We start from the raw sequence: 22386 nt of genomic DNA, 5'->3' as shown, positions 1-22386 counted from the left end.
CGTGACGACAGTCGAGCCCACCCGCCGCGGCGGGCCCGCCGACGAGGGCGGGCCCGGACCCGTTGCGACGGGGCTCGACGACGAGAGGGAGCACGATGCCACGCACGTCCCGGCGCGCCGCGCCGCCACCATCACCGCACGCCCCCGCTGTGCCTGCCTGGCCGGTCGGACCCGGGCGTCGGGGCCGTCACGGCCGCACGGTCGCCGCCGCGCTCACCGCGTGCGCCACGCTCGCAGCGCTCGCCGCGGTCCAGCCGGCGAGCGCCCGGCCGACCGCCCCCGCGGCGCAGGCCGCCGTCACGGTCGCCGTCGACGGCGAGTACACGCAGCGCTTCCTCGAGCTCTACGACAAGATCCACGACCCGGCGAACGGCTACTTCTCGCCGCAGGGCATCCCGTACCACGCGGTCGAGACCCTCATGGTCGAGGCGCCCGACTACGGGCACGAGACGACGTCCGAGGCGTACTCCTTCTGGCTGTGGCTCGAGACCTCGTACGGGCAGGTCACGGGCGACTGGGAGCCGTTCAACCACGCGTGGGACACGCTCGAGCAGTACATGATCCCCACGACGGAGAACCAGCCGACCAACGCGGCGTACAGCCCGAACAGCCCGGCCACCTACGCCGCCGAGCACAACCACCCGAGCGCGTACCCGTCGCAGATCACGACCGGCGTCACGACGGGCAAGGACCCCATCGGCGCCGAGCTGCGCCAGACGTACGGGACGCCCGAGATCTACGGGATGCACTGGCTCGCGGACGTCGACAACGTGTACGGCTTCGGCGCCGCCCCCGGCTCGTCGACGCTCCTCGGTCCCGACCACGAGGGCACGTCGTACATCAACACGTTCCAGCGCGGTCCGCAGGAGTCGGTCTGGGAGACGATCCCGCAGCCGTCGATCGACGACTTCAGCTTCGGCGGCGAGAACGGCTACCTCGACCTGTTCACCGGTGACGCGTCGTACGCGAAGCAGTGGAAGTACACGAACGCGCCGGACGCCGACGCGCGCGCCGTCGAGGCCGCGTACTGGGCGAACAAGTTCGCGACCGAGCAGGGCCAGCCCGAGGCCGTCGCCGAGACCGTCGGCAAGGCCTCGAAGATGGGCGACTACCTGCGCTACGCGCTGTTCGACAAGTACTTCAAGACGCCGGGCTGCGCGTCGACGTCGTGCGCCGCCGGCACGGGCAAGGACAGCGCCCACTACCTGCTGTCCTGGTACTACGCGTGGGGCGGCGCGCTCGACACGGCGAGCCCGTGGGCGTGGCGCATCGGCTCGAGCCACGCGCACTTCGGGTACCAGAACCCCATGGCGGCGTGGGCCCTCGCGAACGACCCCGCGCTCGAGCCGTCGTCGCCGACGGCCGCGGACGACTGGAGCAAGAGCCTCGACCGTCAGGTCGAGCTGTTCCAGTGGCTCCAGGCCCCTGAGGGCGGCATCGCGGGCGGCGCCACGAACTCGTGGGACGGCGCCTACGCGGCCCGGCCCGCCGGGACACCGACGTTCTACGGCATGGCGTACACGGAGGCGCCGGTCTACCACGACCCGCCGTCGAACCAGTGGATGGGCATGCAGGGGTGGGGCATGGAGCGCATCGCGCAGCTCTACCACGAGACGGGCGACGAGCGGGCCGAGGACATCCTCGACGGCTGGGTGCCGTGGGTCGTGGACAACATCACGGTCACCGACGACTCGTGGCAGATCCCGTCCGAGCTCACGTGGACCGGCAAGCCCGACACGTGGGACCCCGCGAACCCCGGCGACAACTCCGGGCTGTCCGTGAGCGTGAAGAGCTACGGCCAGGACGTCGGCGTCGCCGGCGCGCTCGCCCGCACGCTCATGTACTACGCGGCCGGGTCGGGCGACACCGTCGCCCAGGAGACGGCGCGCGACCTGCTCGACGCGATCTGGGAGCAGAACAGCGACCCGGTCGGTGTCGCGACCGACGAGACCCGCGGCGACTTCGGTCGCTTCGACGACGTCCTGACCTCTCCCACCGGGAACGGCACGTTCGTCCCCGCGGGCTGGTCCGGCACGATGCCGAACGGCGACGTGATCGAGCCGGGCGTCTCGTTCCTCGACATCCGCTCCTTCTACCTCGACGACCCCGACTGGGACAAGGTCCAGGCGCACCTCGACGGCGGTCCCGCGCCCCAGTTCCGGTACCACCGCTTCTGGGCGCAGACGGCGGTCGCGACGGCGCTCGCGGACTACGACCGCCTGTTCGGCGAGGACGTCCCGCCGGTGGAGGACACCGAGGCGCCCACCGTCCCGACGGGCCTCGAGGTCACGGGGCAGACGGGCACGACGGTCTCGCTCGCGTGGGAGGCGTCCACGGACGACACGCGCGTGAACGGGTACACGGTGCGGCGTGACGGCGTGGTCGTCGGGTCGACCGGCGGCAGCGTCACGACGTTCACGGACGAGGGGCTGGAGCCCGGGACGTCGTACTCGTACACGGTGAGCGCGCGCGACGCGGCGGGCAACGTCTCGGCGCCGTCCGGTGCGGTCCCGGGGACCACGGACGACGACGCCGGGCCCGAGCCGGGCGCCTGCACCGCGGCCTACGCGACGCGCGGTTCGTGGGGTGGTGGCTACCAGGGCGAGGTCACGGTGACGGCCGGACCGTCGGGCGTCGCCGGGTGGACCGTCGCGCTCGACCTCGCGCCGGGCGGGCTGTCCCAGGCGTGGAACGCGACGACGAGCGTCAGCGGGGGAGTGCTCACCGCGTCGAACGTCGGCTGGAACGGCACGCTCGCGGCGGGCGCGAGCACGTCGTTCGGGTTCATCGGGACGGGCGCACCGCCGGCCGACACGGCGGTCACGTGCGGCTGACGCCTCGCTGAGGACGTCCCACGGTCCGTCTCCCGGTGCTCACAGCGCCGGGAGGCGGACCATGCCCTCCTGCGCGATGGACGCGACGAGCGTCCCGTCCTGGGCGAACACGCGCGCGGCCCCGAGGCCGCGACCGCCCTGCGCGCTCGACGACGACTGCACGTAGAGCAGCCAGTCGTCGACGCGCACGTCCCGGTGCCACCACATCGCGTGGTCGAGGCTCGCGATCGAGATCCCCGGGGTGACCCAGGCGATGCCCGCCTCGCGCAGGATCGGCTCGAGCATCACCTGGTCGCACGCGTAGGCCATGAGCGCGCGGTGCAGGAGCTGGTCGTCGCCGACGTCGCCGCGCGCCCGCATCCACACCATCTGGTGGTCCTTGGGCTCGCCGTCGGGGCCGAGGTAGAGCGACCCGCCGACGTGGCGCAGCTCGAACGCGGAGTGGTGCGACCAGAACCGCGCGATGGGGTGGTCGATCCCGCCGAGCACGTCGAGGGCCGACGGCACGGTCTCCGGGTCGGGCGCGTCGGGCATCGACGACGAGTGCTCGATCCCGCCCTGCTCCTCCTGGAACGACGCGATCATCGACAGGATCGGCTTGCCGTGCTGGATCGCGTGCGTGCGGCGCGCGCTGAACGAGCGGCCGTCGCGCAGCCTTTCGACGGCGAGGTCGATCGGCACGGAGAGGTCTCCCGGACGCAGGAAGTACCCGTGCAGCGAGTGGGGGAGGCGACCCTCCGGGACGGTCCGGCCCGCGGCGAGGACCGCCTGCGCGAGCACCTGGCCGCCGTACACGCGCCCCGTCGGCTGGTGGACGCTGACCCCGCGGAAGTGTTCCGGGTCGGCCGCGGAGCCGTCGCCGTCCCCGACGCGCTCGAGCTGCAGGACCTCGAGGAGGTGTCCCAGCGGGTTGGGGACCTGCTCGGCCGGGGCGGCGTCGGACGTCGGGCCGGGCGACGGCGCGGAGTCGGTCTCGGGGTGCTCGGAGGTCACGGGTCTCGGGCTCCTTGGTTCGGCGTCGGTGGCCGGCGCTGCGGTGCGCTCAGTCGTCGAAGGTGTTGAGGAGGGAGTGCGCGGCGCGCTCCAGATAGTCCCACAGCGTGGCCTCCTGGATCGGCGCGAGGCCGATCGAGCCGACCGCGGTGCGCATGTGAGCGAGCCAGCGGTCGCGCGCGTCGGGGTTGACCTTGAAGCCGCCGTGCCGCATGCGCAGCCGCGGGTGCCCGCGCTGCTCGCTGTACGTCGTGGGACCGCCCCAGTACTGCTCGAGGAACGCCGTGAGACGCCAGCGCGCCGGCCCGAGGTCCTCCTCGGGGTACATGGGCCGCAGCACCGGGTCCTGCGCGACGCCCTCGTAGAACGCGTCGACGAGGCGGACGAACGTCTCGTGCCCGCCGACCTCGTCGTAGAACGTGCGGCTCGGGCGTGTCGGGGACGACGTGGGGGCGGCGGGCGCGGCACCGTTCGTCGTCCCGGCGACCGGCAGCGTCGTGCGGGGGGTGGGCTCCGTGGTCACGACCCCATCCTCGCACCGCGGGTGCGCCGGACCTGGCCCGCGGGGTGGCGTGCGGCGAGGATCACAGACCGAGCCCGGCCAGCTGCGGCAGGTTCTCCCGCACGACGGCGCGCGCGGCGGCCGCGCTCTCGGCGTCCAGGGCGAGGCGCGCGAGGCGGCGGCACTCGTCGAGGTCGACCTCGCGCAGGAGCGCCGCGACGTCGGGGATCGCCCGGGCCGTCATCGAGAGCGAGGTCACGCCGAGCCCGACGAGCACGACCGCGAGCACGGGGTGCGAGGCGGCCTCGCCGCACACGCCCACGGGACGTGCCTGCTGGGCGCCGCCCTCGCACGTCGCGGCGACGAGGCGCAGCACCGCCGGCTGCCACGGGTCGGACAGCTCGGCGAGCGACCCGAGCAGCCGGTCCGCGGCCATCGTGTACTGGGTCAGGTCGTTCGTGCCGATCGAGGCGAAAGCGGCCCGGGCGAGGATCGGGCCGGCGAGCAGCGCCGCGCTCGGCACCTCGACCATGACGCCCGCGACGTCGAGTCCGTGCGCGTGGCACCGCTCGACGAACCACTCGGTCTCGCCGACGGTCGAGACCATCGGCGCCATGACCCAGACCTCGGCCTCCTCGGCGGCGGCGGCCTGCGCGATCGCGTCGAGCTGCTGCTCGAGCAGGTCGGGCCAGTGCGCCGCGGTGCGCAGACCGCGCACGCCGAGCGCCGGGTTCTCCTCGTCGGCGACGGTGAGGAAGTGCAGGGGCTTGTCGGCTCCGGAGTCGAGCGTGCGGACCACGACCTTGCGCCCGGGGAACTCGCGCAGCACGGCCCGGTAGGCCTCGACCTGCTCGGCGACCGTCGGCGGCTCGTCGCGGTCCAGGAAGCAGAACTCGGAGCGGAACAGCCCGACGCCCTCGGCTCCCGCCGCGGCGGCCGGGGCCGCGCCCGCCGGGTCGCCGACGTTCGCGAGGAGCTGGACGCGGTGCCCGTCGCGCGTGCGGCCCGTGCCGTCGAAGGTGCGGGCGTGCTGCGCCCGAGCGCGTGCCGCCTCGACCTGCTCGGGCGACGGGTGCACGACGACGGTCCCCGCGGACCCGTCGACGAGGACCAGGTCGCCGGGCGCCAGTGCGGCGCTCGCGCCGACGGCGGCGACGACCGCCGGGATGCCCATGGCGTTGGCGACGATGGCGGTGTGCGACGTCGGGCCGGCGCCGTCGGTGACGATCGCGAGGACGCGCGCGGGGTCGAGCGCGGCGGTCGCGGACGGCGCGAGGTCGGGGGCGACGAGGACGAACGGCTCGCTGTGCTCCGGGACCCCGGGCGCGGGCCGGCCGGTGAGCGCGGCGACCAGGCGGTCGCGGACGTCCGCGACGTCGCGGGCCCGCTCCGCGAAGTAGCCGCCGAGCTCGGTGAGGCGGCGTGCGACGTCGTCGGCCGCCTCCCACACGGCGCGCTCGGGGACGAGGTGGTCGTCGAGGACGCGGCGGCGCGCGTCCGCCGCGAGCGTCGGGTCGGCCGCCATCGCCGCCGTCGCCTCGAGGACGTCGTGGCTCTCGCCCTGCGCCGCCGCGGCCGCCCGCTCCAGGTCGGCGACGACCTGACGTGCGGCCTCGTCCACGCGACGGGCCTGCGCCTCGTGGTCCGCGCGGGGCGGCAGGCGCAGGCCGGGCGCGGGCTCGGCGACCGGCTCCGGCATGAGCACGACGGGCCCGACGACCGTCCCGGCGCACACGCCGATACCGGTGATGACCTGCCGCACCTCGTCCTGGGATCCCACGAGCTCGCTCCTGTCCGCCTCCGCGCCACGCGAGCACACGCGCGTTGCGCCCCCGTTTCACCGTGGCGTCGATCCGGTGACAACCGTGCCAGGAGACTAGGCTGTCCCCAGGGTGCACGGCACCCCGACACCCCGGATCCGCGGTCCGGGCCCCTCCCGCACTCGCCTCAGGAGACGACTTCGATGAGCACCCCCTCGGACCAGAAGGCCCAGCAGATCCTCGACGCCCTCGGGGGCCAGGGGAACGTCGTCGACCTGGAGCCCTGCATCACGCGACTGCGGGTCGAGGTCACGGACCCCGAGCTGGTCGACGAGGCGCGGCTCAAGGCCACGGGCGCCTTCGGCGTGGTCCGCTCGGGGCGCGTCGTGCAGGTCATCGTCGGCCCGGAGGCCGACAACCTGGCTGCGGAGCTCGACGGCCTGCGCTGACGTCAGGCCGGGCCGGCGGCGTCGGGTCTCCGCACGGCGGCCGCCGCGGCGGCACCCCGCGCGGCCGAGCGCCCGGCGGGGCGCGACCCGTCGTCGTCCCGCTCCGCCGGCGAGTGGTCGAGGACGACCACCTGCTGCGCACCCGCGAGCGGGATCCGCGCGTCCTCCAGGGCCTCGCGGACCGCCGCGCGCAGCGCACGACCGACCTCCCACTGCTGCGCGGCCCGGGTCTTGATCTGGACCTTCAGCAGCATCCCCTCGGCGGTGAGCTCCTCGATGCCGAGCACCTCGGGCGCCTCCATCACGGACGAGCCGAGGACCGGGTCCGCGCGCACGCCCTCCGCCGCCTGCAGCAGGACCGAGCGCACCTGGGCGACGTCGGCCCAGTACGCGACGCGGACCTCGACCACGGCGCGGCCCCACTCCTGCGTGAGGTTCCCCGTCCGCAGGATCTCGCCGTTGCGCACGTACCAGAGCGTGCCGTCGCCCGCCCGCACCTTCGTGACCCGCAGGGCCACCTCCTCGACCGTGCCGACCACCTCGCCGAAGTCGACCACGTCACCGACGCCGTACTGGTCCTCCAGCAGCATGAACGTCCCAGACAGGAAGTCCTTGACGAGGCTCTGCGCGCCGAAGCCCAGCGCCACGCCCGCGATGCCCGCGGACGCGAGGAACGGGCCGATGTTGAGGCCCAGCTCGGCGAGGACCATGAGGACGACCGTGGTGCCGATGATGATGTTCGCGGCCGACCGCAGCACCGACCCGATCGTGCGGGCCCGCGCCGCGCGCCGCGCGTTGGCGAGCGGGTTCGCCCGCAGGAGCGCGCTGCCCACCTCGGTCTGGCCCAGGCCCTTGAGCCGCGCGCTGCGCAGGGTCGGCGTCCCGTCGGCGATGTGGTCGGTGACACGGCGGATCACCCGGCGCAGGAGGGCGAGCGCGATCGAGCCGATCGCGACGATGAGGATCACGCGCAGCGGGACGCCGACGAACCACGTCAGCCAGTCGTCGGGGTTGCTCGCGTCGAAGCCGTCCGGATCGGTCGTGGAATCGGTCAGGAAGGAGGGGAGCATGGGCGGCAGGCTACCCGCCGCTCCTGGGCGCGCCGGGGCGAGGGCCTGCCCCGACGTCCCTGTTCTGGCAGGATGCGGTGCGTGAGCGAACCCTCTCAGACGGACCTGCCCGAGCCGTTGGTGCAGCTGGCCGACGCCCACGGCGTGGCGTCCGACTTCTGGGGCTTCGACGGCACGGAACGACAGGTACGGGCCTCGACGCTCGTCGCCGTCCTCGAGGCGCTGGGCGTGCCGGCCTCGTCGCCGGAGAAGGTCGCGGTGTCCCTCGAGCACTCCCGCGACGACGCGTGGCGGCAGATGCTCCCGCCGACGGTCGTCGTCCGCCAGGGCGAGGCCGTCCCCGTCCCGGTGCACGTGGCCGACGGCGCGCCGGTCGAGGTGTGGGTCGAGCTCGAGGCCGAGCAGCGCCCCGCACGGCCCCACGCGCGCGGCGTCCGGGAGCGGCGCGACCTGAGCCAGCTCGACGTCTTCGTCGAGCCGCGGACGGTCGACGGACGACCCGTCGGGCGCGCGACGTTCGAGGTCCCGGCGGACCTGCCGCTCGGATGGCACGACCTGCACGCGGAGAGCGCGGGCACCCAGGGGCGCGCGACGCTCGTCGTCACGCCGCGGCGACTCGAGCTGCCCGAGGCCCTCGTCGACCGTCCCGCCTGGGGTTTCATGGCGCAGCTCTACTCGGTGCGGTCCCGCGCGTCGTGGGGGGTCGGCGACCTCGCGGACCTGGCGGACCTCGCCTGGCTGTCGGCGCGCGAGGCCGGCGCCGACTTCGTGCTCGTCAACCCGCTCCACGCCGCCGAGCCGCGGACGCCCATGACGCCGTCGCCCTACCTGCCGACGAGCCGGCGGTTCGTCAACCCGCTGTACCTCCGCGTCGAGGACATCCGCGAGACCGCGTACCTCTCGGCCGCGGACCGCTCCCTCGTCGAGTGGTCCTTCGACCCGGTGCGCGAGCTGTGCACCGACCCCGGCCCGATCGACCGGGACGCCGCGTGGGAGGCGAAGAAGGCCGCGCTCGAGGTCGTGTTCGCGGCACCGCGCTCGACGGCGCGACAGGCGTCGTTCGAGGCGTTCCGCGCCGAGCAGGGCCGAGGGCTCGAGGACTTCGCGACGTGGTGCGCCCTCGTCGACCACTACGGCGACCGCGACTGGCCGCCGGGGGCGACCGACCCCGCGAGCCCGACGGTCGCCGCGCTGCGCGAGCACGTCGCCGACCGCGTCGACTTCTACTGCTGGCTCCAGTGGGTCGCGGACGAGCAGCTCCGCGTCGCCCAGCGCACCGCGCGCGAGGCGGGGATGACCGTCGGGATCATGCACGACCTCGCGGTCGGCGTGCACCCCGAGGGCGCCGACGTCTGGGCCAACCGCGCCGTCCTCGCCACCGGGGTCTCGGTCGGGGCGCCCCCGGACATGTACAACCAGCAGGGCCAGAACTGGTCCCAGCCGCCGTGGCACCCCCGCGCCCTCGCGCGCGCCGGGTACGCGCCGTACCGCGACATGCTGCGCACCGTCCTGCGCCACGCGGGCGCGATCCGCATCGACCACGTCATCGGCCTGTTCCGCCTGTGGTGGATCCCCGGCGGCGCCCGCGCCGACGCCGGGGCGTACGTCCGCTACGACCACGAGGCCCTCGTCGGCATCCTGTGCCTCGAGGCGCACCGTGCGGGCGCGATCGTCATCGGTGAGGACCTCGGTGTCTTCGAGCCGTGGGTGCGGGACTATCTCTCGGAGCGCGGCGTCCTCGGCACGTCGGTCCTGTGGTTCGAGCGCACCGAGGACGGCGCACCGCTGCCGCCCGAGGAGTACCGGCCCCTCACGCTCGCCACCGTCACGACCCACGACCTGCCCCCCACGGCGGGCTACCTCGCGGGCGAGCACGTCGAGCTGCGCGACCGGCTCGGGGTCCTCACGGAGCCCGTCGCGGACGTGCGCCGTGCCGCCCGCGCGGAGCGCGACGCCATGCTCGCCTTCCTGGGCGAGCGCGGGCTCGTGGGCGAGGACCCGTCCGAGCGCGAGCTCGTCGAGGCGCTGCACCGGCTGGTCCGGCAGACCCCCGCGGCCCTGATCGGGGTCTCGCTCGCCGACGCGGTCGGGGAGCGGCGCTCGCAGAACCAGCCCGGCACGAACACCGAGTACCCGAACTGGAAGGTCCCGCTCGGCGACGCGTCAGGAAACGTCGTCCTGCTCGAGGACCTCTTCGACAACGCGCGTCTCCGCTCGCTCGCGAAGGCGATGAACGACCCCCAGCCGAGGTAGTACGGCAGTCGGCCGAGGGAGTACCGGGGTCCCGACCCCGGTACTCCCTCGGCCGACTGCCGTACTCCCTCGGCGGACCGGGTCAGGCGTCCGCGGCCTGGGCGGTCAGGGCGCGCTCGACGCCCGCGAGGTTCTCGACGACGAGGCGGCGCAGCGCGGGGGCGGCCTCCGCGTTCGCGTCGAGCCACTCCTGCGTCGCGTCGCGCAGGGCCGCGGTCGCGAGCGGCGCGGGGTACAGGCCCGTGACGAGCGCCTCGGCGATGTGGTAGGACCGCTCGTCCCACAGGGGCAGCAGGGCGTCGAAGTACGCGCCGACGAGGGGAGCGAGCGACGCCGGGTCGTTGACGTGCTGGAAGCCCTGCGTCGTGGCGCGCACGATGGCGTTCGGCGCGCCGTCGGTGGCGACGAGCCGGTCGAACGCGGCGCGCTTGGCGTCCGCCGTCGGGACGGTGGCCCGGGCCCGTGCCGCGGACTGCTGTCCCGTGGCGGTCGAGTCGTCCGCGAGGGTCTCCTCGATCGCCGCGTCGTCCGCGAGGTCGAGGAGCACGAGGCCCTCGAGGATCTCCCACCGCAGGTCCGTGTCGATCTCCAGGCCGTCGAGCGCGGCGGTCCCGTCGAGGAGCCCCCGCAGCGCCTCCCCGTGGGTCGGCGTCGACGCGAGGTGCGCGAAGAACTTCACGAGCTGGAACTGCAGGTCGGAGCCGGTGTCCGCCTGACCGGCGAGCTCCCACAGGGTGTCGCCGACCTCCACGAGCGTGTCCGCGCGTCGCTCGGGCGCGACGTACGTCTTCGCGGCGAGCGCGAGCTGGTTGAGGGTCGTGCGGATCGTCGTCGACTCGGTCTCGCGCGCGATGTTGCCGAGCACGAGGCGCACGTAGTCGCTCGCCGGCGTCTCGCCGTCGCGCGTCGCGTCCCAGGCGGAGCCCCAGACGAGCGAGCGGGCCAGAGGGTCGGCGATGTCCGCGAGGTGCTCGGTCGCGACGGCGAGCGAGGCGGGGTCGAGCCGGATCTTCGCGTACGCGAGGTCGTCGTCGTTGAGCAGCACGAGCTGCGGCCGGTCGAGACCGAGCAGCTCGGGCACCTCGGTGCGCGGGCCGTCGACGTCGACCTCGACGCGGTGCACGCGGGAGAGTGCTCGTCCGCCGTCCACCTCCTGCAGGTCGTAGAAGCCGATGCCCAGGCGGTGGGGGCGCAGGGTCGGGTGGTCGGCGGTCGCCGACTGGAGCACCGTGAACGACACGATGCGGCCGTGCGCGTCGAGCTCGATCTCGGGGCGGAGCGTGTTGACGCCGGCCGTCTCGAGCCACTTCGCCGACCAGGCGGTGAGGTCGCGCCCGCTCGTGGCCTCGAGCTCGACGAGGAGGTCGCGCAGCTCGGTGTTCCCCCACGCGTGCTTGCGGAAGTAGGCCGCGACACCGGCGAGGAACTGCTCCTGGCCGACCCACGCGACGAGCTGCTTGAGCACCGACGCGCCCTTCGCGTACGTGATGCCGTCGAAGTTGACGAACACGTCCTCGAGGTCGTTGATCGTCGCGACGATCGGGTGCGTCGAGGGCAGCTGGTCCTGGCGGTAGGCCCAGGACTTCTCCATGGCCGTGAACGTGGTCCAGGCCTCGGTCCACTCCGTGGCCTCGGCCGTCGCGAGCGTCGACGCGTACTCCGCGAACGACTCGTTGAGCCACAGGTCGTTCCACCACCTCATGGTCACGAGGTCGCCGAACCACATGTGCGCGAGCTCGTGCAGGATCGTCACGACACGACGCTCCTTGACGGCGTCGGTGACCTTGGACCGGAAGACGTACGTCTCCGTGAAGGTCACGCAGCCCGCGTTCTCCATCGCGCCCATGTTGTACTCGGGCACGAAGAGCTGGTCGTACTTGTCGAACGGGTACGGGTGCTCGAACGCCTTCTCGAAGAACGCGAAGCCCTCGCGGGTCTTGTCGAAGACGTAGTCCGCGTCGAGGTGCTCGGCGAGCGAGGCGCGCGCGAACACGCCGAGCGGGATCGTGCGGCCGTCGGACGACGTGAGCTCGCTGCGCTCCACGACGTACGGGCCCGCGACGAGAGCGGTGATGTAGGAGGAGATGCGCGGCGTCGGCTCGAAGGCCCAGCGCGCGACCGCGACGTCGCCAGCCCCCGTGCCGGTCGGGTCGGCGACCGCCCCGAGCGCCTCGGGCTCGGGCGTCGGCTGGTTGCTCACGACCTGCCACGCCGCGGGTGCGGTGACGGTGAACGCGAAGGTCGCCTTGAGGTCGGGCTGCTCGAACACGGCGAACACGCGGCGCGAGTCCGGGACCTCGAACTGGGTGTAGAGGTACACCTCGCCGTCGACGGGGTCGACGAACCGGTGCAGGCCCTCGCCCGTGTTGGTGTAGCCGCAGTCCGCGACGACGCGCAGCTCGTTGTCCGCCGCGAGCCCGTCGAGCGCGATCCGCGAGTCCGCGAACACGTCGGCCGGGTCGAGCGCCCGTCCGTTGAGCACGACCTCGCGGACCGACGGGGCGACGAGGTCGACGAACGTCGACGCGCCCTCCGTCGCGGTGAACCGGACCACGGTCGTCGAGGCGAACGTCGTCGCGCCCGTCGTCAGGTCCAGCGCCACGTCGTAGGAGCGGACGTCGACGATCGCCGCTCGCTCGCTCGCCTCGGCGCGGGTGAGGTTCTCTCCGGGCACTGCAACTCCTCGGTCTGGGTGGGTCTCGGTCACGGCCTGTGAGCCACGGACGATCATCCCACGGGCCGGTCCCGCACCCCGTGGGAATACTCTGCGGTCGCCCGGTGTCGGGTTATGCCGAGAGCGCTCGCCGATCCCGGTCGCCCCGGGCGACCACCCACGAAGGAGACCAGTCCCGTGACCCTTGCCGCGACGTCGGACACGACCGCACCCGTCACCGCACCGCACGACCCCGTCGACCCGCGGGCCGGTGTGCAGGTCGCCGACTTCTGGTTCGACCCGCTGTGCCCGTGGGCGTGGATGACGAGCCGCTGGATGGGCGAGGTGGAGCAGGTGCGCGACGTGACCGTCCGCTGGCACGTCATGAGCCTGGCCGTCCTCAACGAGGGGCGCGAGCTGCCCCCGACGTACCGCGAGCTCATGGACAGGGCCTGGGGACCGGTCCGCGTCGTCACCGCGGCGCGCGTCGAGCACGGCGACGAGGTCGTCAAGCCGCTCTACGACGCGATCGGCACGCGCCTGCACCCCGGCGGTCGGGACGACCACGACGCCGTGATCGCCGAGGCGCTGGCCGAGGTCGGCCTGCCCGCGTCCCTCGCCGACGCCGCGACGAGCGACGCCTACGACGAGCAGCTCCGGGCGTCGCACGCCGAGGGCATCGGCCGCGTCGGGGAGGAGGTCGGCACGCCCGTCGTCGCGTTCGGCGACACCGCGTTCTTCGGTCCGGTCGTCACCCCGGCGCCGAAGGGCGAAGCCGCAGGTCGGCTGTGGGACGGCTGCGTCCTCGTCGCCGGCACGCCGGGCTTCTTCGAGATCAAGCGGACGCGCACGCAGGGTCCCGTCTTCGACTGACCGAGGCGCCGCGCCCTCCTGCCGAGGGCGCGGCCGGCCGGTCGTCGAGGGCGCGACCGGACGCGCTCCCAGCATCCGTCGAGGTTCGACCGGCGGCGGGACGTCGTGCCATGCTTCATCGGTTGCGGGCCCTGCCGACACCGGGCCCGCGCATCGCCCGGCGACGGCCGGGCGGGTCCGACGAGGAGTCCGCAAGGAGTCGAGCATGTCCCCGAACGCACCCGTGCCGCCCCCGCCGCCGCCCCCCGGCGGCGTCCCGGGGACGCCGGCTGCCCGCCGTGCGGACACGCAGGTCGACAGCACGACCGCGTGGTCGGCCGGTGCCCCGCCGACCTTCGCGCCCTCCGCCGCGCCGGCGCAGCGCTCCCACGAGCCCGCGTACACCGACGGACCCGCCACCGTCGTCCAAGCGGCGGTCCCGGCCCCGTCTCCGGCGTCGGCCACCGCGGTCCCCCCGCAGCGGGTGCGGTACGCGACCGACCAGGCCGGCTTCGCGGCCGTCCCGACGCAGTCCGCGGCCTACGCACCACCGCCGGGCTACGCGCCGCCCCCGGCGTACGCGCCGTCGCCCGCCCAGGCGCCGAGCCTCGGCGGGGCTGCGGGCACCCCGGCGGCGGCCGCACCGGCCACCCAGCCGGCGTACCACCCGCCGTCATCGGCAGCCGCCCCGACGTCCCCGGCGCGCGGCGCGTCCTCCGGTGGCGGCCCGGTCTCCCCGCCTCCCGCGCGCCGGGCCGGCGGTCGCGGCGGCAGCGGTCGCGGATCGTCCGGCCGGCTGAGCCCCGGCTGGATCGCCTTCATCGTCGTCGACGTCTTGCTCGTCATCGGCGCGGTCGTGTTCGCCATCTCGCTCCTCGGCGGCGGTGGCGGCGCGGACGACCCGGCCGAACCGGGTGCCGCGCCGTCCGCGGGCACCACCCAGGGCGCCGAGCCCACGACCCAGGCGCCGACGGAGACCGCGGCGTTCGCGTCCGAGACCCGCAACATCGCGTGCGAGATGACGGACGTGGGCGTCACGTGCTCGATCGCCGAGCTCGCGACGCAGCCCGCGCCGGTCTCCGGGTGCGAGGGCACCGTGGGATACCGCGTGGTCCTCGACGACGCCGGGGTCAACCAGCCGTGCGTGCCGGCCGCGGAGCAGCCGCAGCCCGCCGCGGACGGCGTCGAGGTGCTGCCGTACGGCCAGTCGAAGACCGTGGGCGGGTACACGTGCGACAGCGAGAACACGGGCGTGACCTGCCGTGACGAGGCCACGGGCAAGGGGTTCACGGTCGCCAAGGCGGGCATCCGCTCGCTCTGACGAGCCGGCGCGCCGACGACGACGGGGTGGTGCCGGGTCCGACGGGACCCGGCACCACCCCGTCGTCACGGCCGGCCGGTCACCAGATGCGTACGCGGTCCTCCGGAGCGAGGTAGAGCGCGTCGCCGGGCTGCACGTCGTACGCCTCGTAGAACTCGTCGACGTTGCGCACCACGCCGTTGCACCGGAACTCGTTGGGCGAGTGCGGGTCGGTCGCGATGCGGCGCACGACCTCCTCGTCGCGGCCCTTCGACTGCCACACCTGGGCCCAGCCGAGGAACACGCGCTCGATGCCCGTCAGGCCGTCGACGACCGGTGCCTCGGACAGCGGCCGGCCGAGCGCGATCCGGTACGCCTTCAGCGCGATCGAGAGCCCACCGAGGTCGCCGATGTTCTCGCCGATCGTCAGCGCGCCGTTGACGTGCGGGCCGTCCGCGTCGAGCTGCTCGGGGCGGTAGGCGTCGTACTGGTCGATGAGCGCCTTGGTGCGCTTCTCGAACTCGTCGCGGTCGGTAGGCGTCCACCAGTCCTCGAGGCGGCCCGAGCCGTCGTACTTGGAGCCCTGGTCGTCGAACCCGTGCCCGATCTCGTGGCCGATCACGGCGCCGATGCCGCCGTAGTTCACCGCGTCGTCGGCGTCGGGGTCGAAGAACGGGGGCTGCAGGATCGCGGCCGGGAAGACGATCTCGTTCATCCCCGGGTTGTAGTACGCGTTGACCGTCTGCGGCGTCATGAACCACTCGTCACGGTCGAGCGGCCTGCCGATCTTGCCGAGCTCGCGGTCCTGCTCGAACGCGTGCGCGCGCCGGACGTTGCCCACGAGGTCGTCCGGCTCGACGACGAGCGCCGAGTAGTCGCGCCACTTCACCGGGTACCCGATCTTGGGCGTGAAGGCCTCGAGCTTGGCGAGGGCCTTGGTCCTGGTGTCCTCGGTCATCCAGTCGAGCCCCTGGATCGACTCGCGGTACGCCGCGACGAGGTACGCGACGAGCTCCTCCATGCGTGCCTTGTGCGCCGGCGGGAAGTGCCGGGCGACGTACTGCGCGCCCACGGCCTCGCCGAGCGCGCCCTCGACGACCGACACGCCGCGCTTCCAGCGCTCCCGCACCTCCTGCGCGCCGGACAGCGTCCGGCCGTAGAAGTCGAAGTTCGCCTCGACGACCTCGTCCGCGAGGTACGGCGCCCGGGCGGTCACCAGGTGGTAGACCATCCACAGCTTCCAGTCCTCGAGCGGCTCGGAGTCCCACAGCGCGGCGAAGCCGGTCGCGAAGTCGGGCTCGCGCACCACGACGTCGTCGAGCGACCCCTCCGGCGCACCGAGCGCGAGGACCCAGGCGCGCCAGTCGAAGCCGGGAGCCTCGTCGGCCAGCGCGACGAGCGTCCGGGGGTTGTACGTGAGGTCCGCGTCGCGGTCGCGCACGACGTCCCAGTGCTTCGCGGCGAGCTTCGTCTCGAGCGCGAGGACGCGCTGCGCCGCGTCCTCGGGCGTGGCGCCCCAGATCTCGGACGTGACGCCCGCGAGGCTGAGCATCCGCGTCACGTGGGGGACGTACTTCTCGCGCACGGGCGCGTACTGGTCCTCGCGGTAGTACGCCTCGTCGGGCAGGCCCAGTCCGGCCTGGTAGAGGTACGCGACGTAGCGCTCGGGGTCCTTCGCGTCGTTGTCGACCCAGAAGCCGAGGGCGCCCGCTCCGCCGGTGCGCTGCAGCGCACCGAGGGCACCGGTCAGCTCGGCCTGGGTCGTGGCGGCCGCGACGAGCGCGAGGTCGGCCTGGAGCGGCGTCGTGCCGAGCGCCTCGATGCGCTCCGTGTCCATGAAGCTCGCGTACAGCGCGCCGACCTTCGCGGCGTCCGGGCCGACGTCGGCGGCACCCGAGGCCACCGCCTCCCCGAGGTCCGTGATGATCTCGCGCACGTGCACCTCGGCCTGGTCGTGCAGCGCACGGAACGCGCCGTCCATCGCCCGGTCGGCGGGGATCTCGTGGGTCGCGAGCCACCGCCCGTTCACGTGCCGGTACAGGTCGTCCTGGGGGCGGACGGCCTGGTCGAGGGCCGAGAGGTCGATGCCGGAGCCCCGCTCCGCCGGCGTGGCTGCGGACAGGGACCCAGGAGTGGTCGAGGAGGAGGTCTGTGTCATGCGTCTCAGGCTACGGCCTCCCCCCGACGGCCCGGTGGCCCGCTGCGGCATGATGGGCGCATGCGCGTTCACATCGCCTCCGACCACGCGGGGTACGAGCTCAAGGTCCACCTCGTCGAGCACCTGGGGGCCGCAGGCCACGACGTCGTGGACCACGGGGCCCACGAGTACGACGCCCTCGACGACTACCCGTCGTTCTGCTTCGCGGCGGGCGAGGCCGTCGTCGCCGAGCCGGGCTCGCTCGGCGTCGTCATCGGGGGTTCCGGCAACGGCGAGCAGATCGCCGCGAACAAGGTCACCGGCGTGCGCGCCGCGCTCGCGTGGAACCTCGAGACCGCGCGGCTGGGCCGTCAGCACAACGACGCGAACGTCGTCGCGGTCGGCGCCCGCCAGCACCCGGTCGACGAGGCCGTGGCTCTCGTCGACGCGTTCCTCGCCGAGCCCTTCAGCCAGGACCCGCGTCACCAGCGCCGCATCGACCAGCTCGCCGCGTACGAGGCGTCGCGCGGCACGACCGCCTGAGGTGCCGGAGGGGCACACCGTCCACCGGCTCGCGCGAGCGTTCGACGAGCTCTTCCGCGGGCAGCGGCTCGCGGCGACAAGCCCGCAGGGACGCTTCGCCGCCGGTGCGGCGCTCCTCGACGGCCAGGTGCTCGTGGCGAGCGAGGCGTGGGGCAAGCAGCTCTTCCTCGGGTTCGTGGCGCCGTCGGGCACGTCCGACGTGCCCAGCCGCTGGCTGCGCGTGCACCTGGGCCTGTACGGGGCGTGGACGTTCGCGGGGGACGGGAGCGCCGCCGTCGTGCACGCGATCGGTGCGCCACGCCGTCGTGTCGGCGAGCGGGAGACCGTCCCGGCAGCGGAACCGGGCGGCGGTCCCGTCCCGCGGCCCGACGACGCGTGGTCACCACCGCCGCCACGCGGCGCGGTGCGCGTGCGCTTCGTGGGCGAGCACGCTGTCGCGGACCTCACCGGCCCGACCGCCTGCGAGGTCGTGACGGCCGACGAGAAGCGCGCGGTCGAGGCGCGCCTCGGGCCCGACCCCATCCGCGAGCCCGCACCGGGCGACCCGGACCCGCGCGAGGCGTTCGTCACGGGGGTGCGACGCTCGCGCAGCCCGGTCGGGCTGCTCCTCATGAACCAGGACGTCGTCGCCGGCGTCGGGAACATCTACCGCGCCGAGTCCCTGTTCAGGGCCCGGCTCGACCCCCTGCGCCCGGGGCGCGACGTCCCCGCGGAGGTCCTGCACGACCTGTGGGACGACCTCGTCGTGCTCATGAGGGACGGGACGCGCACCGGGGCGATCGTCACGACGCACCCCGAGGACCGCGACGCCGGGCAGACCTCGCCCCGCGACGGCGCGGACCCTCCGGCGGCCGGTCGCGGCCGGGCTCGCGTGCGGCAGAACACCGACGGCACGCCGGACGCCGTCCCTGCCGACGAGGCGTTCTATGTCTACCACCGCGACGGGCTGCCGTGCCGCGTCTGCGGCGCGACGGTGCTGCGCTCGGAGCTCTCGGGCCGCAGCCTCTACCGCTGCCCGTCCTGCCAGGGCTGAGCGGGAGGGGGCGAGGTCGGCGGCGCCGCAGGACGTCTCAGAACACCCAGCTGCACACCGGCGCCACGGGCCACGAGAACGCGGCGCTCGTCCGCGCGAGCGCGCCCGGCGTGTGCTCGGCGACGAGACCTGCCGCCGCCAGCTCCGCGAGCGTCACGCCACCGAGGTAGGCGGCGCCGAGCTCGCGCACGTCGAGGGACAGGTCGGCCGCGTCGTCGGTCCGGGCCGCCTGCGCCGGTCCGAACGCGTCGGCGCGCACACGCCAGTGCCCCGCGTTGTCCGCGAGCCGGTCGTCGGTCAGGTGCACGACGACGTCCACGTCGCTCGCGTACCGGCGTGCGGCGAGCGCGCCCGCCACGTCCACGACCCGCACCCACAGGTTGTCCGCGACCCGCGGGGACGCGGACCGCGGGTCCACGAGGAGGTGCGTGACGACGTCGTCCACGGGGAGGACGAACGGGACGACCTCGTGCGTGAGGTCGAGGTCCGTGAGCACGCCCCACAGGGCCCGCGCGGCGGCCGCGTCGAGCGCGACGACCTCGCCCGTGCGGACCGGGCCGCGCGGCCCGGAGGGCTCCCAGGACAGCGTGCGGTGGAAGCGCGCGTAGCCGCGCGGCTCGCCGTCGAGCTCGACGATCGCGATGCGCGTGGGCTCGCGGTCCTTGCGGAACACCTTCGCGTCGTCCCAGAGCACCGCCTGGAGCTCGGGCGTCTCGCGCGTCGCCCAGCCGGGCCGGTTGACGGTCCCGAGCCCGGTCGGGTCCGCGCCCGCGCGCTCGTGCAGCCGCGCGACGAGCTCGGCGTGGCGGGCACGGTCGGCGCGCTCGATCCGGACCGTGTGCCGCTCGGCACCCGGGACGTCGCGCAGCGCGGCCCCGCGGGGGATCGTCAGGCGCAGGTCGTCGGCCGCCCGGCCGTAGCCGAACCGCCCGTAGATCGCCGCCTCGGCGGCGAAGAGCGCCGACAGCGGCTCGCCGCGCTCGCGGCAGCGGGCGAGGTGCTCGTCGACCATCGCCGTGAGCAGGCCGCGACGACGGTGGCCCGGGTGCACGGCGACCCACGTCAGCCCGGCGACGGGTGCCGTGCCGCCCGGGACGGGGAACCGCGAGAACGGGTAGGACGCGCGCAGCGCGACGAGCTCGCGCAGGACGGGCACCGCCCCGTCGGCGGGCTCGGCGGCCGGGTCGGGGCGCTCGTGCACGACGCCGCGCACCCGTGACCAGGTCAGCGAGAACGGGCGGTCGAGGATCTCGTCCACCTCGAGCGCGGAGGGGAAGACCGTGCTGTCGAGCTCGAGGACCGCGCGCAGGTCGTCGGGTGCCAGGTCGGTCGGCGCGTAGCCCTCGGGCAGGCGCCCCGCGCCGGCGTCGGAGGTACCGCCCGTGCCTGCGTGCTGGTGGCTCATGGCACGATCCTCGCCGTCCGTGCCTCGCGGCGCCAGGAGAATCACCCGGCTGGAGCGCCCGTCGCAGGCCACCGGCGTCGTGGCACGATGGGCCCACACCCGAGCCGACGACCCCGGAGACCGCCGCATGCCGCACCCAGCCCACGACCCGGGCCCGTACCGGCCGCAGCAGCGTCCCCAGCAGGCCCGTCCGCAGCCCCGCTCCGTCGTCGTGGGGCTCGTACGGGCCGGCGCCCGGCGCGACGTCCGGGCCGGCGGCGTCCCGACCTCCCGATGAGCGGACCTGCCGAGGAGTACGCCTCGGCGGTGCTCGCGCTCGTCCGGCAGATCCCCGCCGCCCGCGCGATGACCTACGGCCTGGTGGCCGAGGTCGTCGCGGAGTCCCTGCACCGGGGCGGGCCGCGTCAGGTGGGCCAGGTCCTCGCGGGCTCCTCGGGTGTGGACGACGACGGCGTGCCCGTCCCGTGGTGGCGCGTCGTCAACGCGGCGGGCGCACCCCCGGCCCACCACCGGGACGCGGCCCTGACCGAGCTGCGCGCCGAGGGCTGCCCGCTCGTGCGGGACGGGACGCGCGTGGACCTGCGCCGTGCCGTGTGGTTCCCCGAGCAGGACTGAGCGGGCCGGCAGCGACCCGGGCGTCGCAGCCGGGCGTCAGCCGGTGGTGGCCGTCGGCGAGGGGGCCGTGCCGAGCATCCCGGCGAGCGTGGTGACCGCCGTCGCGTCGCCCTGCACGAGCAGGGTCGTGACGGCGGTGTCCTGCCAGGCACGCAGGTCCTGGGCGATCTTCCGGGACGGGCCGACGAGGGCGACGTCCTCGACCATCTCGGTCGGCACGGCCGCCGCGGCGAGGTCCTTGCGGCCCGCGAGGTAGTGGGCCTGGATCTCGTCGCACGCGGCGGAGTAGCCGAGGCGGTCGAGCGCGTCGCGGTGGAAGTTCGCCCCCTTGGCGCCCATGCCGCCGACGTACAGCGCGAGGAACGGGCGGACCTTGTCCGCCGCGCGCTCGACGTGCTCGTCGACGACCACGGGCACCGTGGCGCTCACCTCGAAGTCGGAGACGGCGGAGCGCTCCGGCGCGCGACGGGCGAAGCCGTCCGCGAGCAGCTCGCGGAACGCGTCGTCCATGCGCGGCGAGTAGAACAGCGGGAGCCAGCCGTCGGCGATCTCCGCGGCGAGCGCGATGTTCTTCGGCCCTTCCGCGGCGAGGTGGATCGGGAGGTCGGCGCGCAGCGGGTGGACGGTGGACCGCAGCGCCTTGCCGAGTCCCGTGCCTGCGCCGTCCGGCAGCGGCAGGGGGTAGTGCGGGCCGGCGCTCGTCACGGGCGCCTCGCGCGCGAGGACCTGTCGCACGACGTCGACGTACTCGCGCGTCCGGGCGAGAGGGCGGGCGTAGGGCTGGCCGTACCAGCCCTCGACGACCTGCGGGCCGGACACCCCGAGCCCGAGCACGAAGCGCCCGCCGGAGAGGTGGTCCATCGTCAGAGCGGCCATGGCGGTCGCGGTGGGCGTGCGCGCGGAGACCTGCGCGACAGCCGTGCCGAGGCGGATCCGCGACGTGCGCGACCCCCACCAGGCGAGGGGCGAGAAGGCGTCGGACCCGTAGGCCTCTGCGGTCCAGACCGAGTCGACACCGAGCCGGTCGGCCGCGACGACCGCCTCCGCGACGCCCTCGGGAGGACCGGCGGACCAGTAGCCGGTGTGGATGCCGAGGCGCAAGGCGACTCCTCGTCGTCGAGGGTGGACGGGTGCGTGAGCGCGGTACCCGGGCCGGCGTGACGGGCAGGGGGATATCCGAAACGCTGCGTCCCGGGTACCGCAGGTCCTACCCTAGCGGACCTCGGGGCCTGCTCGGGAACCCGGCCGGGCGCCGTCGGACGGCCCGCGCGAGCCCTCGTCGCGAGGACGGCGCAGGGGCCGCCCTCCCGGTGGGAGAGCGGCCCCTGCGGCGCCTGACGGAGCCGGTGACGGATCAGATCACGTACTCGATGAGCAGCGAGGGGTCCTCGACCGGGTCGGCACCCCGGTGTGCGGCGGGCATGCGGACACGGGCCGGCACCCCGACGGCGACCGCACCCGCCGGGACGTCCTTGACGACGACGGCGTTCGCGCCCACCTGCGCGTCGTCGCCGACCCACACCGGTCCGAGGATCTTCGCGCCCGCACCCACGACCACGCGGTCACCGAGGGTCGGGTGCCGCTTGCCGCGCTTCATCGACCGCCCGCCGAGCGTCGACGTGTGGAACAGGACCACGTCGTCCCCGACGACGGCCGTCTCGCCGACGACGACCCCCATGCCGTGGTCGATGAAGAGGCGTCGGCCGATGCGCGCGCCCGGGTGGATCTCGACGCCCGTCAGGGCCCGCGCCACCTGCGACACGAGCCGCGCCGGGAGGCGCAGCACCGGCTCGCGCCACATGCGGTGCGCGAGCCGGTACGACCACACCGCGTGGACGCCGGGGTAGGCGAGCGCGACCTCGAGCCGGCTGCGCGCCGCGGGGTCGCGGTGCCGCGCCGCCTCGAGGTCCTCGGCGAGCACGCGCAGGAACCGCCGCACCCGCGACGGTGCGCCGGCGGACCCGCGCGACGGGAGGTGGTCGACCAC

17 protein-coding genes are annotated in these 22386 nt (G+C 74.5%); 8 read left to right on the top strand and 9 right to left on the bottom strand.

Annotation, left to right across the window (positions count from 1 at the left end):
* Positions 1 to 149: 149 nt before the first annotated feature.
* On the top strand, positions 150 to 2834 hold the full coding sequence (locus tag ACZCLJ_RS05700) for a glycoside hydrolase family 48 protein (RefSeq protein ID WP_463105739.1): 2685 nt from the start codon (positions 150 to 152) through the stop codon (positions 2832 to 2834).
* 39 nt (positions 2835 to 2873) lie between these two features.
* Here ACZCLJ_RS05700 and ACZCLJ_RS05695 read toward each other — a convergent pair whose 3' ends face one another.
* The 3 genes from ACZCLJ_RS05695 to ptsP all read right to left on the bottom strand — a co-directional run bounded on the left by ACZCLJ_RS05695 (position 2874) and on the right by ptsP (position 6109).
* Positions 2874 to 3827, bottom strand: coding sequence for an acyl-CoA thioesterase (locus ACZCLJ_RS05695; RefSeq protein ID WP_463105738.1), 954 nt, complete (start codon positions 3825 to 3827; stop codon positions 2874 to 2876).
* Between the two features lie 49 nt (positions 3828 to 3876).
* Positions 3877 to 4350, bottom strand: coding sequence for a globin (locus ACZCLJ_RS05690; protein ID WP_463105737.1), 474 nt, complete (start codon positions 4348 to 4350; stop codon positions 3877 to 3879).
* A 61-nt stretch (positions 4351 to 4411) separates the two neighbouring features.
* On the bottom strand, positions 4412 to 6109 hold the full coding sequence (gene ptsP / locus ACZCLJ_RS05685) for a phosphoenolpyruvate--protein phosphotransferase (RefSeq protein WP_285821167.1): 1698 nt from the start codon (positions 6107 to 6109) through the stop codon (positions 4412 to 4414).
* Between ptsP and ACZCLJ_RS05680 the strand changes: the two genes are divergently transcribed.
* A complete protein-coding gene (locus ACZCLJ_RS05680; protein WP_463106362.1) occupies positions 6083 to 6538 on the top strand; it encodes a glucose PTS transporter subunit EIIB in 456 nt (151 codons plus the stop codon). The two genes, ptsP and ACZCLJ_RS05680, sit on opposite strands and share 27 nt — an antisense overlap.
* Positions 6539 to 6540: 2 nt before the next feature.
* On the opposite strand, the gene ACZCLJ_RS05675 is transcribed toward ACZCLJ_RS05680, so the two are convergent.
* Positions 6541 to 7608: a mechanosensitive ion channel family protein gene (locus tag ACZCLJ_RS05675; protein ID WP_251153911.1), complete on the bottom strand. Its 1068-nt coding sequence runs from the start codon at positions 7606 to 7608 to the stop codon at positions 6541 to 6543.
* Between the two features lie 72 nt (positions 7609 to 7680).
* Here ACZCLJ_RS05675 and malQ point away from each other — a divergent pair, with 72 nt between their 5' ends.
* Entirely contained in the window at positions 7681 to 9861 is a 2181-nt protein-coding gene (gene malQ / locus ACZCLJ_RS05670; RefSeq protein ID WP_463105736.1) for a 4-alpha-glucanotransferase, read from the top strand.
* 82 nt (positions 9862 to 9943) lie between these two features.
* On the opposite strand, the gene pepN is transcribed toward malQ, so the two are convergent.
* Complete coding sequence (pepN, locus tag ACZCLJ_RS05665) at positions 9944 to 12535, bottom strand: aminopeptidase N (RefSeq protein WP_463105735.1); 2592 nt, start codon at positions 12533 to 12535, stop codon at positions 9944 to 9946.
* 252 nt (positions 12536 to 12787) lie between these two features.
* Between pepN and ACZCLJ_RS05660 the strand changes: the two genes are divergently transcribed.
* Both ACZCLJ_RS05660 and ACZCLJ_RS05655 read left to right on the top strand, forming a co-directional pair.
* Positions 12788 to 13387: a mycothiol-dependent nitroreductase Rv2466c family protein gene (locus ACZCLJ_RS05660; protein ID WP_285821170.1), complete on the top strand. Its 600-nt coding sequence runs from the start codon at positions 12788 to 12790 to the stop codon at positions 13385 to 13387.
* Between the two features lie 205 nt (positions 13388 to 13592).
* On the top strand, positions 13593 to 14687 hold the full coding sequence (locus ACZCLJ_RS05655; protein ID WP_463105734.1) for a hypothetical protein: 1095 nt from the start codon (positions 13593 to 13595) through the stop codon (positions 14685 to 14687).
* Positions 14688 to 14766: 79 nt separating this feature from the next.
* On the opposite strand, the gene ACZCLJ_RS05650 is transcribed toward ACZCLJ_RS05655, so the two are convergent.
* Positions 14767 to 16824: a M13 family metallopeptidase gene (locus tag ACZCLJ_RS05650; protein WP_463105733.1), complete on the bottom strand. Its 2058-nt coding sequence runs from the start codon at positions 16822 to 16824 to the stop codon at positions 14767 to 14769.
* A gap of 60 nt (positions 16825 to 16884) precedes the next feature.
* Here ACZCLJ_RS05650 and ACZCLJ_RS05645 point away from each other — a divergent pair, with 60 nt between their 5' ends.
* Entirely contained in the window at positions 16885 to 17346 is a 462-nt protein-coding gene (locus ACZCLJ_RS05645; protein WP_251153916.1) for a ribose-5-phosphate isomerase, read from the top strand.
* A gap of 1 nt (position 17347) precedes the next feature.
* Positions 17348 to 18379, top strand: coding sequence for an Fpg/Nei family DNA glycosylase (locus ACZCLJ_RS05640; protein ID WP_463105732.1), 1032 nt, complete (start codon positions 17348 to 17350; stop codon positions 18377 to 18379).
* 37 nt (positions 18380 to 18416) lie between these two features.
* Here ACZCLJ_RS05640 and ACZCLJ_RS05635 read toward each other — a convergent pair whose 3' ends face one another.
* Complete coding sequence (locus tag ACZCLJ_RS05635; protein WP_463105731.1) at positions 18417 to 19784, bottom strand: GNAT family N-acetyltransferase; 1368 nt, start codon at positions 19782 to 19784, stop codon at positions 18417 to 18419.
* 273 nt (positions 19785 to 20057) lie between these two features.
* On the opposite strand from ACZCLJ_RS05635, the gene ACZCLJ_RS05630 reads away from it, so the two are divergent.
* Positions 20058 to 20399: an MGMT family protein gene (locus ACZCLJ_RS05630; RefSeq protein WP_251153919.1), complete on the top strand. Its 342-nt coding sequence runs from the start codon at positions 20058 to 20060 to the stop codon at positions 20397 to 20399.
* Between the two features lie 36 nt (positions 20400 to 20435).
* Here the strand turns inward: ACZCLJ_RS05630 and ACZCLJ_RS05625 are convergent, their stop codons facing one another.
* Positions 20436 to 21500 (bottom strand): LLM class F420-dependent oxidoreductase, encoded by a 1065-nt coding sequence (locus ACZCLJ_RS05625; protein ID WP_251153920.1) that lies wholly within the window; start codon positions 21498 to 21500, stop codon positions 20436 to 20438.
* 253 nt (positions 21501 to 21753) lie between these two features.
* Positions 21754 to 22386: a serine O-acetyltransferase EpsC gene (gene epsC / locus ACZCLJ_RS05620; RefSeq protein WP_463105730.1), complete on the bottom strand. Its 633-nt coding sequence runs from the start codon at positions 22384 to 22386 to the stop codon at positions 21754 to 21756.

Source organism: Cellulosimicrobium sp. So1_17, assembly GCF_055181235.1.
The sequence above is the reverse complement of the archived record's forward strand: the minus strand, read 5'-3'. Positions and strand labels throughout refer to the sequence as shown.

Excerpts from the sequence above, each read along its gene's own strand:
- ACZCLJ_RS05675 (WP_251153911.1), bottom strand. The coding sequence starts at position 7,608 with ATGCTCCCCTCCTTCCTGACCGATTCCACGACCGATCCGGACGGCTTC.
- malQ (WP_463105736.1), top strand. The coding sequence starts at position 7,681 with ATGCGGTGCGTGAGCGAACCCTCTCAGACGGACCTGCCCGAGCCGTTG.
- ACZCLJ_RS05655 (WP_463105734.1), top strand. The coding sequence starts at position 13,593 with ATGTCCCCGAACGCACCCGTGCCGCCCCCGCCGCCGCCCCCCGGCGGC.
- ACZCLJ_RS05650 (WP_463105733.1), bottom strand. The coding sequence starts at position 16,824 with ATGACACAGACCTCCTCCTCGACCACTCCTGGGTCCCTGTCCGCAGCC.
- ACZCLJ_RS05645 (WP_251153916.1), top strand. The coding sequence starts at position 16,885 with ATGCGCGTTCACATCGCCTCCGACCACGCGGGGTACGAGCTCAAGGTC.
- ACZCLJ_RS05635 (WP_463105731.1), bottom strand. The coding sequence starts at position 19,784 with ATGAGCCACCAGCACGCAGGCACGGGCGGTACCTCCGACGCCGGCGCG.
- ACZCLJ_RS05630 (WP_251153919.1), top strand. The coding sequence starts at position 20,058 with ATGAGCGGACCTGCCGAGGAGTACGCCTCGGCGGTGCTCGCGCTCGTC.